Origin of the sequence: Streptococcus sp. FSL E2-3494 (genome assembly GCF_038007085.1) — a bacterium.
GTDB lineage: Bacteria > Bacillota > Bacilli > Lactobacillales > Streptococcaceae > Streptococcus > Streptococcus thermophilus.
Genome location: NZ_JBBOWN010000001.1, coordinates 1,389,708 through 1,404,053, shown reverse-complemented (window position 1 = coordinate 1,404,053; position 14,346 = coordinate 1,389,708). Strand labels below are relative to the sequence as shown.

Sequence of the window (14,346 nt, the reverse complement as noted above, 5' to 3'; positions counted from 1 at the left end):
CAACTAAATTTTGTGGATATAATGAACAAGAAGTAGATGATTTTCTCGATATTATTGTAGATGGTTATGAAGATTTAGTTCATTGAAATCGTGAACTTGTTGCTCATGTAAAAGAACTTGAAGAAATGGTAAAAAATAAAGGAGGCCTGTAATGGCAATCACAGCACTTGATATTAAAGATAAACAGTTTACCACTAAATTTCGTGGATACAATGAACAAGAAGTAGATGAATTTCTTGATATTATCATAGATGATTATGAAGATTTAGTTCGTGACAATCGTGAACTTACTACTCGTGTAAAAGAGCTTGAAGAAAAATTGGCTTATTTTGATGAAATGAAAGAATCATTGAGCCAGTCAGTTATCTTGGCTCAAGAAACAGCTGAAAAAGTTAAAGCTTCAGCAGCAGATGAATCAGCTAACTTGATTAACAAAGCCAACTTTAATGCGACACGCTTGATCGAAGAAGCTAAATCTAAGGCATCTGAAATTCTTCGTGATGCTACAGATGAAGCAAAACGTGTTGCTATTGAAACTGAAGAGCTTAAACGTCAAAGTCGTGTTTTTCACCAACGTCTTTTGGCTGCAGTTGAAGGTCAACTTAGCTTAGCAAGTGCTCCAGAGTGGGAGGAATTGTTGCAACCAACAGCTATTTATCTGCAAAACTCAGATGTTGCCTTTAAAGAAGTTGTTGAAAAAGTGCTGGATGAACATATTCCAGATTCAAACGATGCCGCTTCATTCGATGCGACTCGTCAATTCACTCCTGACGAAATGGCTGAACTTCAACGTCGCGCTGCTGAAAGCAATAAACAAGTTAAAGATTTCTCTAATTCAGATGTTGACGAAACAAATGATATTACTTCAACTCCAGTATATTTTGGTATTGAAGATTCATTCGAAAGTGAAGTAGCTAATTTTCCAATTTCTGCACCTGTAGACGAGGACAATGATTCGGAACAAGAAGCAACTGTTGAAAAAGATCTTAATGAAACACAAACTTTTAAATTAAATATTAGCGAATAAGAAAAATAAAACTTTCCAAATATATTAACAGCGAGTGGGAGATGGTGTGAGTCCTACATTCCCTATTTGGGTAGTTATCATTTTCTAGCGTTCTAGCTGAATTAAGTAAGCTAGAAGGATGGTCCTCCTTACGGACATTTGAGGGAGCAATGTTACTTGCTCTAAACTAAGGTGGTACCACGAGCTTTCGTCCTTTTTTGATGAAGGCTCTTTTTATTTAGTATAAAAAAATTAAAGAGGAGATATAATGAAACTTAAAGAAACATTAAATCTAGGTAAGACAGCTTTTCCAATGCGTGCTGGACTTCCTAATAAAGAACCAATCTGGCAAAAAGAGTGGGAAGAAGCGAAAGTGTATCAACGTCGTCAAGAGTTGAATCAAGGTAAACCACACTTCACACTTCATGATGGCCCTCCTTATGCCAATGGTAATATTCACGTGGGTCATGCGATGAATAAAATTTCTAAGGATATCATTGTTCGATCTAAATCAATGTCTGGTTTCTATGCTCCATTTATTCCTGGGTGGGATACACATGGTTTGCCAATTGAACAGGTATTGGCTAAGCAAGGCGTAAAACGTAAAGAACTTGATCGCGCTGAATACCTTAAGATGTGTCGTGATTATGCACTCTCACAAGTTGATAAGCAACGTGAAGATTTCAAACGTCTTGGTGTTTCAGCTGATTGGGAAAACCCTTATGTTACCTTGACACCAGACTATGAGGCAGCCCAAATCCGTGTCTTTGGCCAAATGGCTAAAAAGGGTTATATCTATCAAGGTGCGAAACCTGTATACTGGTCATGGTCATCAGAATCGGCACTTGCTGAAGCAGAGATTGAATATCATGATTTGGTTTCAACATCTCTTTACTATGCCAATAAGGTTAAAGATGGTAAAGGTGTTTTAGATACTGATACTTATATTGTTGTTTGGACTACAACACCATTTACAGTGACAGCCTCACGTGGTTTGACTGTAGGTGCAGATATTGAGTATGTTCTTGTAAAACCTGCTGGAGAAACTCGTAAATTTATTGTTGCTTCTGAATTGCTAAATAGTCTTTCTGAGAAATTTGCTTGGGAAGAAGTAGAAGTTCTTAATACTTACCGTGGTGATGAATTAAATCAAATCGTTACAGAGCACCCTTGGGACAGTGAAGTTGATGAACTTGTAATTCTTGGTGAGCATGTTACAACAGACTCTGGTACAGGTATCGTCCATACAGCTCCTGGGTTTGGTGAGGATGACTATAACGTAGGTGTTGCTAATGGTCTTGAGGTTGTAGTAACTGTTAACGAACGTGGAATCATGATGGAAAATGCCGGTCCTGATTTTGCTGGTAAATTCTACGATAAAGTAGCTCCGATTGTTATGGAGAAACTTGGAGATTTACTTCTTGCGAAAGAAGAAATCTCTCACTCATACCCATTTGACTGGCGTACTAAGAAACCAATCATCTGGCGTGCAGTGCCACAATGGTTTGCATCTGTTTCTAAATTCCGTCAAGAAATCTTGGATGAAATTGAAAAAGTTAAATTCCATTCTGAGTGGGGTAAAGTTCGTCTTTACAACATGATTCGCGACCGTGGTGACTGGGTAATTTCTCGTCAACGTGCTTGGGGTGTTCCACTCCCAATCTTCTATGCTGAAGATAGAACACCAATCATGACTGAAGAAACGATTGAACATGTAGCTAAACTTTTTGAAGAGCATGGATCAGTTATTTGGTGGGAACGTGATGCCAAAGATCTTCTTCCAGAAGGTTTTACACATCCAGGTTCACCAAATGGTGAGTTCACTAAAGAAAATGATATTATGGATGTGTGGTTTGACTCAGGATCGTCATGGAATGGTGTTGTTGTAAACCGTCCAGAGTTAACATATCCAGCTGATCTCTATCTCGAAGGTTCAGACCAATACCGTGGTTGGTTCAACTCATCACTTATCACCTCAGTTGCCAACCATGGTGTTGCACCATATAAACAACTCTTGTCTCAAGGTTTTGCACTTGATGGTAAGGGTGAAAAGATGTCCAAATCTCTTGGAAATACAATTGCTCCTAGTGATGTTGAGAAACAATTTGGTGCTGAAATTCTTCGTCTTTGGGTAACAAGTGTAGATACTAGCAATGATGTTCGTATCTCAATGGATATCCTTAGCCAAGTATCAGAATCTTATCGTAAGATTCGTAACACACTTCGTTTCTTGATTGCTAATACTTCTGACTTCAATCCAACAACTGATGCAGTAGCATTTGAAGATTTGCGCTCTGTCGATCAATATATGACTATTCGTTTTAACCAATTGGTTAAGAGTATTCGTGATGCCTATGAAAACTTCGAATTCTTGACTATTTACAAATCTTTAGTTAACTTCATTAATGTTGAATTGTCAGCCTTCTATCTTGATTTTGCCAAAGATGTCGTTTACATTGAGAGTGCTAAATCACTTGAACGTCGTCAAATGCAAACAGTCTTCTACGATATTCTTGTTAAGATTACAAAACTCTTGACTCCAATCCTTCCTCATACTGCAGAAGAAATTTGGTCATATCTTGAATTTGAAAATGAAGACTATGTTCAATTGTCAGAGTTGCCAGAAGCAGAAGACTTTGCTAATCAAGATGCACTTCTTGAAAAATGGAATGCCTTCATGGACTTCCGTGGAAAAGCTCAAAAAGCTTTGGAAGAAGCTCGTAATGAAAAAGTTATTGGTAAATCGCTTGAAGCTCATTTAACTATCTATCCAGATGCTGAAGTAAAAGAACTTCTTGAAAGTTTGAATACTAACCTTGCTCAACTTTTGATTGTTTCAGCTCTAACTATTGCTGAAGGAGATGTTCCTGAATCTGCTGTAAGATTCCAAGGTGTTTCATTCACAGTAGAACGTGCTGAAGGTGAAGTATGTGACCGTTGTCGTCGTATTGATCGAACTACTAAAGAACGTAGCTACAACGCGACTATCTGTAATCACTGTGCTAGCATTATCGAAGAAAACTTTGCTGAAGTTGTGGCAGAAGGTTTCGAAGTTTAAAGCAAAATAAGCTAAAAAGAGTTGCTCTTTGTTAGCTGTAGTGGGTGACGAAAAGATAACATCTAGAGAGGACCATATAGGTCTTCTCTTTTTGAATGTTCAGAGTGATGAAAACACGCTTCCTAAAGGTGATAGAGGTTGTGATAATTAGCGAACTCTTCTGAGAAATCCAGTGTCTTCTCAAGGACTTCATGTGGGTTTAAGGTTTGACAAAAGGTTTTCGAATGAAATGATTTACAAGATAACTTACGGCTGTCCTTTTGAGAGAGTCACCAGTGATTTTTTTAATCTCAATAAGGTAGTGAATTCTTATTAAACTGGTTCATAATGGCAATTCTTTTCTTTAAAAAGGCTCGATCAAGCTGCTGGATGATGTGGAAACGATCAATAATGATATTTGGGCATTTAGAAAAAGTCTTCGAACTAGTGGCATATAAGCTCCTGACATATCCATCGTGATAAACCTTACCTTTTGGCGTACTTTCAATGGATACTTCAAAAAGAAGTTTCGAATAGTGGTTTGGCGGCGATTATCGAGGATGGGTATGAGTTTGTTGTTCTCATAGTTTTGAGGCACAAAAGCGAATTCACCTTTCTTGAAACTAAACTCATCCCAGGACATAACAGCTGGTAGTTTGTCATAATGTTCCTTGAAATTAAACTGGTCAAGTTTGCGATAGACAGTGGACGTTGATACATGAAGTCTTCTGGCAATATCCGTGAGTGACATCTTCTCAGTGAGGAGTTGTGAGACCTTTTGTCGGCCTAGATTTGAAATTTGGTGGTTTTTCTCAACGATATATGTCTCAGACCCCGTGACTTGCCTACAACTTTCACACTGGAAACGACGTTTTTTCAGACGTAGTAGTATTGGTATTCCCGTTTTGCTTGAACCTCGATATGAGTATCCGTTTCAAAAACAAGAGAAATAATGATGTTAGGGTCTTTAATTCCGATTAATTCCGATTAATTTTGTGGTATTCTTCATAAGTCTCATAAGTTCTTCCTAATGATGGTTTTGTCGCTCTTCATTATAGTTCTTATGGGACTTTTTGTGTATACTTAAAAAGCTCTATAATCTCTACAGTGGTTTTACCCACTACAGAAATTATAGAGCCGATTTTTCAGAAAATATGTGAAAAGCTATTGAAATTATTCCAACAATTGTGTAAAATGGTAATTACCAATTCAGATTATTCTGAAAATTTGTTTTAGGAGATTTTTTATGTCACAAATAGAGGCAACTAATCAGTCTACCTGGCGTAGTAAAATAAAAGCAATGGGACCAGGTATCCTAATGGCATCTGCTGCTGTAGGTGGTGTTCCCACATCGTTTCCTCAACTCAAGCGGGTGCTTCTTATGGATGGGCCTTACTAGGTCTGGTTATTCTTGCCAATGTCTTCAAGTATCCGTTCTTCCGTTTTGGTGCGGAATATACCGCAGATACAGGAAAAACTTTAGTTGAAGGTTACGCTAAAAAGGGAAAATTTTACCTTTGGGTATTCTTCATCTTGAATGTCTTTTCAGCCTTAGTTAACACAGCGGGAGTTTCCATTCTATGTTCAGCCATCATTGCCAGTGCCTTTCCAATGCTTGGTTTGAGTATTACTACATGGTCAATTATTTTGGTGGCAATTATCTGGGGTATGTTACTCTTTGGTGGTTACAAATTTCTTGACGGTATGGCTAAATGGATCATGTCGGCTTTGACTATTGCAACAGTAGCAGCAGTTGTTATTGCGGCAATCAAACATCCGGAGTACAGAGCTGATTTCGTTGAAAAATCACCATGGCAGCTAGTTACCCTTCCATTTATCGTATCACTTCTTGGATGGATGCCTGCTCCAATTGAGATTTCAGCTATCAACTCACTTTGGTCAGCTGAGAAAAAGAAAACAGTTGATTTTAATAGCGAAGACGCACTCTTTGACTTTAACGTTGGTTATATCGGAACAGCTATACTTGCAGTATTCTTTGTAGCACTTGGTGCCCTTATCCAATATCCAACTGGTAAACCTGTTGAAGCTGCTTCGGCTAAGTATATTGCTCAGTTTGTCGATATGTACGCATCAGTACTTGGTAACTGGTCACGTTATTTGATTACCTTTATTGCTTTCTTGTGTATCTTCGGTACTGTAATTACAGTTATTGATGGTTACTCACGTGTGAATGAAACATCTCTTCGTCTTTTGTTTAACAAAGAAGATTCTAATGAGTCACCTTTGAAAGTTTGGATGACCTTGACATCTATTCTTGGTCTTATCATTATTTTCTTCTTCCAAGGTCAAGTAGCAATAATGCTTCGTTTCGCTATGATTGGTTCTTTCCTTACAACACCATTCTTTGCGCTTTTGAACTATGTACTTGTTACAAATGAGAAGAAAAACCTTCCAACTTGGTTGAAAGGGCTTGCTATTGCAGGTTTGATTTTCTTGTTTGGATTTGCTATTTTCTTTATCTGGGCTTTGGCTATTGGTAAAGCAGGATAAGATGATTAAACAGTTTCCCTTGGGAAGCTGTTTTTTTTAATTCTAAATATGAAGGAGAGGTTATAGCCGAGAACACAGAAAAAAGCCATTCCAATTAAAATGGCTTAACAACAAGAGGTTGCTTATTTGAGACCGTATTTTTTGTTGAAACGATCCACGCGTCCGTCTGCTTGTGTGAATTTTTGACGGCCAGTGTAGAATGGGTGAGAATCTGATGAGATTTCTACACGGATAAGTGGGTAAGTTTCACCTTCGAATTCAACTGTTTCGTTTGAGTGTTTAGTTGAACCGCTAAGGAATTGGTAACCAGTAGTTGTGTCCATGAATACTACTGGACGGTAATCTGGATGGATATCTTTTTTCATGTTAAAATATTTCCTTTCTGCCATGGTACTTTCCGTACCATAGTTTTTTTAACTATTTTAGTTTATCAAAAGCTAATCTTCTTGACAAGTCTTTTTTACTATTTTTTAGGAAAGTCGAATCTTGTATATGCCAGCTGTCTGGAAGCAGTGATTATCTTTATCAACTATGATTGCTTCAAGATTAGGTTGTGAGCTAACTTCCTGGAAAATGCGCTCGAGACTTGATCCAAATAAACGGGTGGTCCAAATTTCGCCATCCACTGAGAGAGATGAAATAATGGTGAGACTAGCTAGGTCACTAGAGACTGGATAGCCAGTTTGACTATCAAAAATATGATGATAGGTTTTGCCATCTATCTCAAAAGTGCGTTCATATATCCCTGAAGTAACTACAGATTGATCTCTTATGGCAAGTACTAGAAGGTTAGTATTTCTAGTCTCCTTAGGATTTTGAATACCAATTCGCCATTTTTGATCAGGATTGTGTAAGGCTGGTCCAAATGTTAGGACATTGCCACCCAGATTAATCAGAGCACTAGTGACATTTTCAGCTTTAAGATAATCTGCAATACGATCTGCAATATAACCTTTTGCCAGAGCACCAAGATCAATTTTCATGCCTTTTTCTTGGAGAAAGACGCTTTGATTTTCATCGGATAGAACGATAGCATTGGGATTAATAATATCTAAGAGCAGAGTGATTTCTTCAGGAAAGGGAAGCCTTTCATCAGAAAAGCCGATTCGCCAAGTCTGAATGAGAGGTCCAATAGCAATATTAAGGTGACTGCCCGGCTGGCAACTGTGCCATTTTCCAAGAGAAATAAGTTCAAAAAGTTCTGGGTGGATCTTCACAGGATGTAAGCCTGCCGCCTTGTTAATTTTCATGAGTTCGGAACTGTCATCATTGGCGGAAAAACGCTTATTATAAAGATTAAGCAACTCTTCAACTTGATCAAGTAGAGGCTCTGGCTGTTTATGATAGATGGAGACATCAATCACAGTCCCCATGAGATGTACACGACGATTAGTGAGTTGCATGGGCAACAGTATCCTTAATTTCTTGATAGATTTGTTCGTTTTCCTCTAAGCTGTAGGAATTGGCTCCACTAGCAAGTGGATGGCCTCCACCGTCATGGCGTTTGGCAATTTCATTGATGACAATGGTTTTACTACGAAGACGTACACGGTAATGGCCCTCAGGTTGCTCTACGAAAATAGCCCATGATTCAACGCTATCAATCCGGCCAGGAGTTCCAACAATAGCAGAACTCTCAGCATCAGTGATATTAAAGTCATCAAGAACTTTTCGAGTTAAGACGACGCGAGCTGCCCCATTTTCATCAACTTCAAGATTATCGAAAACATAGCCTTGAAGTTTAGCAATTTTGAAAGGAAAACTATCCATTCGCCGAGCCATAGATGCAAAATCAAAGTCATATTCGCGAAGTTTAGCAGCGATTTGTAGTGTTTTAGGTGTTGTAGATGGGTAGAGGAATCGCCCCGTATCGCCAACAATACCATTGTAGAGAACACGAGCAGCAGCATCTGATAAGGAAAGACCAAGAGTGAGAGCCCAGTCGGTCACAATTTCGCTGGCACTTGAAGCAGAGGTATCAACCAGAAGCAGGTCTCCATAAGCATCATCGTTAGGATGATGGTCAATTTTGATAAGAAATTCTCCCTTATCATAACGATCATCATCAATACGTGGAGTATTGGCTGTATCGGTAACAATAACAAGAGCACCTTCATAATCATTGTCGGGCACCTCATCCATCTCAGCAATCCAAGATAAGGTAGGTTCATTGACACCTGTTGCAAGAATCTTTTTATCTGAGAAGTTTGTTTTTAAAATTTCTTTTAGCCCTATCTGACTACCAATGGCATCGGGGTCTGGTCGTTGGTGGCGATGAATAATAATAGTGTCGTAGGATTTGATTTTTTCTAAAATTGCTTGAAATAAAGTCATGTTTGTCTCCTTGTGAGTTTGCCTTTATTATATCATGAAATTATAGAAAAACGGTTAGCCTAGGCAAACCGTTACAAAAATTAGATCTCTTTATATTCGACTTCAAGTCCGCGTTTAACTGCTGGACGGTTAGCAATCTTCTCAGTCCATGCTTGAAGGTGCTTGTATTCTTTTACATCAAGGAAAATACCAGCCTTGTCCCAAATCTTATCTTGAGCAAGACGGCCATACCAAGACCAGATTGCGATATCAGCGATAGTGTATTCATCACCAGAAATGTAAGGTTTAGTTGCTAATTCTTTATCAAGCAAGTCAAGTTGGCGTTTGGCTTCCATGGCAAAACGGTTGACGGCATATTCGATTTTTTCAGGTGCATAGTGGAAGAAGTGCCCAAAGCCACCACCTAGAAAAGGAGCAGCACCTGTTTGCCAAAAGAGCCAGTTGAGAACTTCCGTACGTTTTGTGTGATCAGTTGGAATGAGTTTGCCAAATTTTTCAGCCAAGTAAAGGAGGATGTTAGCTGATTCAAAGACACGAACTGGTTGGTCTTCAGAATAATCCATCATGGCTGGAATCTTTGAGTTTGGATTAATTGCAACAAAGTCTGAGCCGAATTGGTCACCGTCACCAATCTTAATACGATAAGCGTCATAACCCGCTTGAGTCACACCAAATTCCTTCAGTTCTTCTAGCATGATAGTTGCCTTGATACCATTTGGTGTTGGGAAAGTATAGAGCTGGAAAGGTTGGTCACCTTTAGGTAAAGTTTGTTCAAAACGTGCACCAGCTGTAGGTTGATTGAGGCCACCCCAGGCACCTCCCATAGAGGTTGGATTTTCCCAAACTTCTGGTAAAATATAGTCAGACATAAAGTTTCTCCTTGTATTCTTGATAGTCACATCCTAACAAAATTCTGATGGCATTTCAAGAATCGACTACGTTCTTTTGGAGAAGACATATTGATTCTTGATAGGTAAGATAAGATTATAAATCATTTTATCTGAATTAATAGAATATTATTTAGAGAGGAAAAGAAATATGACTGCTATTGACTTTCATAAGTTGGTTAAAATAGAATTGCACTGCCATTTGGACGGTTCTTTATCTTTAAGTACCATTCGTCACCTAGCTGAGTTGGCACAGATTGATTTGCCTGAGGATGATGAGGAGCTCAAACAGCACGTGACAGCGCCGGTTACCTGTGAGAGTCTCCTAGAATATTTAGAGTCCTTTGATTATATTCGCCCCTTACTACAAACTAATGAGGCTTTAACTATTGCTGCTTATGATGTTGCCAAACAAGCTGCTTTAGAAAATGTTATCTATATTGAAGTGAGATTCGCACCAGAATTGTCGATGGATAAGGGATTGACTGTCACTGAGACAATTGATGCTGTTTGTCAAGGATTACGTCAAGCTCAAGAAGAATTTGGTATTATTGCTAAGGCACTGGTTTGTGGCATGCGCCAATCAGATCAATCATTAACAGCTCGTATTCTTGATGAAGCTAATCAAGTCAGAGATAGTGACTTTGTTGGTTTTGATTTCGCTGGGGATGAGCTTAATTATGGACCTGCAGCTATTAAACCTCTTATTGAACAAGTCAAAAGTTACAACCGTCCTATGACCTTTCATGCTGGTGAGTGTGGCTGTCCGGCTTTTCTTGCTGAGTCAATTGCTATGGGAATTAAGCGTAATGGTCATGCGACTATCCTGGCTCAAGAACCAGAACTTTTGGATGAATTTGTCAAAAACGGTCTGACGGGTGAGTTATGCTTAACAAGTAATCTACAGACCAAGGCAGCAGTGACTGTTAATGATTTTCCATACCTTAAAATGAAAGCAGCAGGTGCTAACATTACGATTAATACAGACAATCGTACGGTTTCTGATACAAATTTAACTAAGGAATACGAACTCTATCACAAGTATTTTGATAGCACAGTTCAAGATTTCTATGCACATAATAAGACAGCGATTGAAGCTTCCTTTGCTAGTGATGAAGAGAAAGAAGAACTCCTTTCACGATTAGCTAAAGCCTATTCATAAGGAAGTGGTAGTAACGATACTTCTTATTTAGTAGGACCTCAAATAGTATTTTAGAGTTGAGGAGTTTCACAAGAGAAGATTATTGAAAAGTTTTAAGTTACTTTTTAGTCCCACTTTATAATTAAGGGAGTAAGACGAACTTTTTTTCAAAAATTGTTCGGACTCTCTCCCTTTTGCGCTTAAAATTATGATAAAATAGGTACAATAAAAATTTTAGAGGAGTCTGGTGTGGCACAACTTTATTTTCGCTATGGAACCATGAATTCTGGGAAATCCATTGAGATTCTTAAGGTTGCATATAATTACGAAGAGCAAGGAAAGCCGGTAGTGCTACTGACCAGTCGATTAGATGATCGAGACGAGGTCGGCTATATCTCCAGTCGTATTGGTATGAGACGTAAGGCTTATCCAATTGGGAATGACACGGATATTTTTGCTTACATTGATGATATGAGTCCGCGGCCTTATTGCGTTTTGATTGATGAAGCACAGTTTCTAACTCGTGCAAATGTCTATGATTTGGCACGAATTGTTGACGAGTTAGATATCCCAGTTATGGCATTTGGTCTCAAAAATGATTTTCAAAACAATCTATTTGAAGGATCTAAGTATCTCTTGCTTTTGTCTGATAAAATCGAAGAGATTAAGACCATATGTCACTACTGTTCGAGAAAGGCAACCATGGTTCTACGAATGGAAGATGGTGAGCCAGTCTATGAGGGGGTACAGGTACAAATTGGAGGTCACGAAAGTTATATCTCGGTTTGCCGAAAACATTGGTTTAATCCGCCTCGAGAAAGAATAGTTCCTTTGAAACAGAATTAAAGATAACTATCAGGTATATAAGGAGAAAAATAACAAATGAACATTTATGATCAGTTGCAGGCGGTTGAAGACCGTTATGAGGAATTGGGCGAATTGCTTAGCGACCCTGAAGTTGTATCAGACACCAAACGCTTCATGGAGTTGTCGCGTGAAGAGGCTAACACCCGTGAAACTGTCATAGCTTACCGTGAGTACAAGCAAGTTATCCAAAATATCTCAGATGCTGAAGAGATGATTAAGGAAGCTAGTGGTGATGCTGATTTGGAAGAAATGGCTAAGGAAGAACTTAAAGAATCCAAAGCAGCTAAAGAAGAGTATGAAGAACGCTTGAAAATTCTCCTCTTACCAAAAGACCCTAATGACGACAAGAATATCATCCTTGAAATTCGTGGGGCTGCTGGGGGAGATGAGGCTGCCTTGTTTGCGGGTGACCTCCTAGCTATGTACCAAAAATACGCTGAAACACAAGGGTGGCGCTTTGAAGTAATGGAAGCATCATACAATGGTGTTGGTGGTATCAAGGAAGTGGTTGCCATGGTTTCAGGACAATCAGTCTACTCTAAACTCAAATATGAGTCTGGAGCACATCGTGTACAACGTGTCCCTGTGACTGAAAGTCAAGGTCGTGTTCATACCTCTACAGCAACTGTTTTGGTAATGCCAGAAGTTGAAGAAATGGAGTACGAAATCGATCCTAAGGATCTTCGTGTCGATATTTATCACGCCTCTGGTGCCGGTGGACAGAACGTCAATAAGGTTGCAACTGCGGTGCGTATGGTTCACATTCCTACTGGAATTAAAGTTGAGATGCAAGAAGAACGTACCCAACAGAAAAACCGTGATAAAGCCCTGAAGATTATCCGTGCGCGTGTTGCGGACCATTTTGCACAAATTGCTCAAGATGAGCAAGATGCAGAGCGTAAATCTACAGTTGGTACAGGGGATCGTTCAGAGCGTATCCGTACTTATAATTTTCCACAGAACCGTGTCACAGACCACCGTATTGGTTTGACCCTTCAAAAATTAGATACGATTTTGGCTGGTAAAATGGATGAAATAATCGATGCTTTGGTTCTTTACGATCAAACACAAAAATTGGAAGAGCTTAATAAATGATTTTAGCGGATGTCCTGGCCGGTTATGAGAAGGAACTTGAAGCTATCGGTGAAGAACCTGAGGCCCTTTCCTTTGTTTATCGTGGTTTGAAACAATGGGATTTGACTCATTTTGTTCTTCAATTGAGACAGGAAGTTTCGGAGGAAGAAGGAAATCTTTTAGCTCATATTTTCACGCAACTTACGGCTCACAAGCCTGCCCAATATATTTTAGGTTATGAGGAATTTCATGGTCTACGTTTTCATGTTGATGAGCGTGTTTTGATTCCTCGTCCTGAAACTGAGGAATTAGTGGACCTAATTTTGGCAGAAAACCCGAACACAGAGCTCAAGGTTCTTGATATAGGCACTGGCAGTGGTGCTATTGCGGTCTCCCTGAAAAAGAGTCGTCCTATGTGGCAAGTGACGGCTAGTGACTTATCAGCTGACGCTTTGGTACTTGCTAAGGATAATGCTAAGCTAAATCAGGTAGATATCAGCTTTGTTCTATCGGATGTTTTTGAAAATGTCTCCGGTAGTTTTGATATTATTGTGTCGAATCCTCCTTATATTTCTGAAAATGATAAGGACGAAGTTGGTTTAAATGTCTTGACTAGCGAGCCCAAGATGGCCTTGTTTGCTGATGAAGATGGACTTGCCATTTATAGACAAATCCTTGAGGACGCAGATAAGTATCTAAATTCTCAAGGAAAACTCTATTTTGAGATAGGCTATAAGCAAGGCGAAGATTTAAGGAAACTTTTGTCACTACATTTTCCAGATAAGCATGTGCGTATCCTTAAGGATCAATTTGGACAGGATAGAATGGTCGTGATGGATGATGGAAAGTAAGAAACAGTTAAGAGAAATTTTAAATAATGGTGAGGCCGTTGTTCTCCCTACAGAGACCGTATATGGTCTGTTTGCCAAGGCTTTGGATGAGAAGGCAGTCGATTATGTTTATGAGCTAAAAAATCGGCCTAGAGACAAAGCCATGAATTTGAATGTAGCCTCGTATGAAGATATCCTCTTCTATTCAAAGGAGCAACCCAAGTATTTGAAACAATTGTACGATGCTTTTTTGCCTGGACCTCTGACCATCATCTTAAAAGCTAATGATCAAGTACCTAGATGGATTAATTCAGGATTGGCAACGGTTGGATTTCGATTACCAAACCATCCCGTAACTAGAGAGTTGATTCAAGCTGAGGGGCCTTTGATTGGTCCATCAGCCAATAAGTCTGGGAAGGAAAGCGGTCGTCATTTCGACGATATTAGAGCGCAATTTGATTTTCAGGTGACTGGCTATCAGGATGATAATGCCTTGTTAGGTGTAGATTCGACGATTTTGGATTTGTCGGTTTCACCTGCTAGGATTCTCAGACAAGGGAAAATAACAAAAGATGACCTATTGGCAGCTCTTCCAGAGTTGACTATGGAATAAAATGACTAACAGAGACTTAAGAAAGAGTGAGATAACTTTCGACTGT

At 39.1% G+C, this 14,346-nt stretch carries 10 protein-coding genes, 4 pseudogenes and 1 other annotated feature; of the genes and pseudogenes, 9 read left to right on the top strand and 5 right to left on the bottom strand.

Going from position 1 to position 14,346, the window contains the following annotated elements:
* Positions 1 to 5 precede the first annotated feature (5 nt).
* From NST05_RS11090 to ileS, 3 genes and pseudogenes are all read left to right on the top strand, one after another.
* Positions 6 to 86: pseudogene (locus NST05_RS11090) on the top strand (DivIVA domain-containing protein); the annotation flags it as partial.
* Positions 87 to 151: 65 nt separating this feature from the next.
* Positions 152 to 826 (top strand): annotated as a pseudogene (locus NST05_RS07230) (DivIVA domain-containing protein); the annotation flags it as partial.
* 187 nt (positions 827 to 1,013) lie between these two features.
* Positions 1,014 to 1,225, top strand: a binding site (T-box leader).
* Positions 1,226 to 1,274: 49 nt separating this feature from the next.
* A complete protein-coding gene (gene ileS / locus NST05_RS07225) occupies positions 1,275 to 4,064 on the top strand; it encodes an isoleucine--tRNA ligase (RefSeq protein WP_100273363.1) in 2,790 nt (929 codons plus the stop codon).
* A 125-nt stretch (positions 4,065 to 4,189) separates the two neighbouring features.
* On the opposite strand, the pseudogene NST05_RS07220 reads toward ileS, so the two are convergent.
* Positions 4,190 to 5,061 (bottom strand): annotated as a pseudogene (locus NST05_RS07220) (ISL3 family transposase); the annotation flags it as partial.
* A 228-nt stretch (positions 5,062 to 5,289) separates the two neighbouring features.
* Between NST05_RS07220 and NST05_RS07215 the strand changes: the two are divergent.
* A pseudogene (locus tag NST05_RS07215) lies at positions 5,290 to 6,554 on the top strand (NRAMP family divalent metal transporter).
* A gap of 122 nt (positions 6,555 to 6,676) precedes the next feature.
* Here NST05_RS07215 and NST05_RS07210 read toward each other — a convergent pair.
* The 4 genes from NST05_RS07210 to yghU form a co-directional block, all read right to left on the bottom strand.
* On the bottom strand, positions 6,677 to 6,919 hold the full coding sequence (locus NST05_RS07210; RefSeq protein WP_002945948.1) for a type B 50S ribosomal protein L31: 243 nt from the start codon (positions 6,917 to 6,919) through the stop codon (positions 6,677 to 6,679).
* A gap of 105 nt (positions 6,920 to 7,024) precedes the next feature.
* Positions 7,025 to 7,957, bottom strand: a complete 933-nt coding sequence (locus NST05_RS07205) for an FAD:protein FMN transferase (RefSeq protein WP_084829514.1) — start codon at positions 7,955 to 7,957, stop codon at positions 7,025 to 7,027.
* Complete coding sequence (locus tag NST05_RS07200; protein ID WP_084829515.1) at positions 7,944 to 8,888, bottom strand: DHH family phosphoesterase; 945 nt, start codon at positions 8,886 to 8,888, stop codon at positions 7,944 to 7,946. The genes NST05_RS07205 and NST05_RS07200 overlap by 14 nt, the downstream gene beginning before the upstream one ends.
* An 80-nt stretch (positions 8,889 to 8,968) precedes the next feature.
* The gene (yghU, locus tag NST05_RS07195) at positions 8,969 to 9,757 is read right to left on the bottom strand and encodes a glutathione-dependent disulfide-bond oxidoreductase (protein ID WP_084828723.1); all 789 of its coding nucleotides are present in this window, start codon (positions 9,755 to 9,757) and stop codon (positions 8,969 to 8,971) included.
* Positions 9,758 to 9,926: 169 nt separating this feature from the next.
* Between yghU and add the strand changes: the two genes are divergently transcribed.
* From add to NST05_RS07170, 5 genes are all read left to right on the top strand, one after another.
* The gene (add, locus tag NST05_RS07190) at positions 9,927 to 10,937 is read left to right on the top strand and encodes an adenosine deaminase (protein WP_084828724.1); all 1,011 of its coding nucleotides are present in this window, start codon (positions 9,927 to 9,929) and stop codon (positions 10,935 to 10,937) included.
* A gap of 228 nt (positions 10,938 to 11,165) precedes the next feature.
* Positions 11,166 to 11,762 carry a thymidine kinase gene (locus NST05_RS07185; RefSeq protein WP_084825915.1) on the top strand — a complete coding sequence of 199 codons (597 nt, stop codon included), beginning with the start codon at positions 11,166 to 11,168 and terminating at the stop codon, positions 11,760 to 11,762.
* Positions 11,763 to 11,798: 36 nt separating this feature from the next.
* On the top strand, positions 11,799 to 12,878 hold the full coding sequence (gene prfA / locus NST05_RS07180) for a peptide chain release factor 1 (protein ID WP_084828725.1): 1,080 nt from the start codon (positions 11,799 to 11,801) through the stop codon (positions 12,876 to 12,878).
* Complete coding sequence (gene prmC / locus NST05_RS07175) at positions 12,875 to 13,708, top strand: peptide chain release factor N(5)-glutamine methyltransferase (protein WP_084828726.1); 834 nt, start codon at positions 12,875 to 12,877, stop codon at positions 13,706 to 13,708. Before prfA ends, prmC begins: the two co-directional genes overlap by 4 nt.
* Entirely contained in the window at positions 13,695 to 14,300 is a 606-nt protein-coding gene (locus NST05_RS07170) for an L-threonylcarbamoyladenylate synthase (RefSeq protein WP_011225789.1), read from the top strand. Before prmC ends, NST05_RS07170 begins: the two co-directional genes overlap by 14 nt.
* The last annotated feature ends 46 nt before the right edge of the window (positions 14,301 to 14,346 follow it).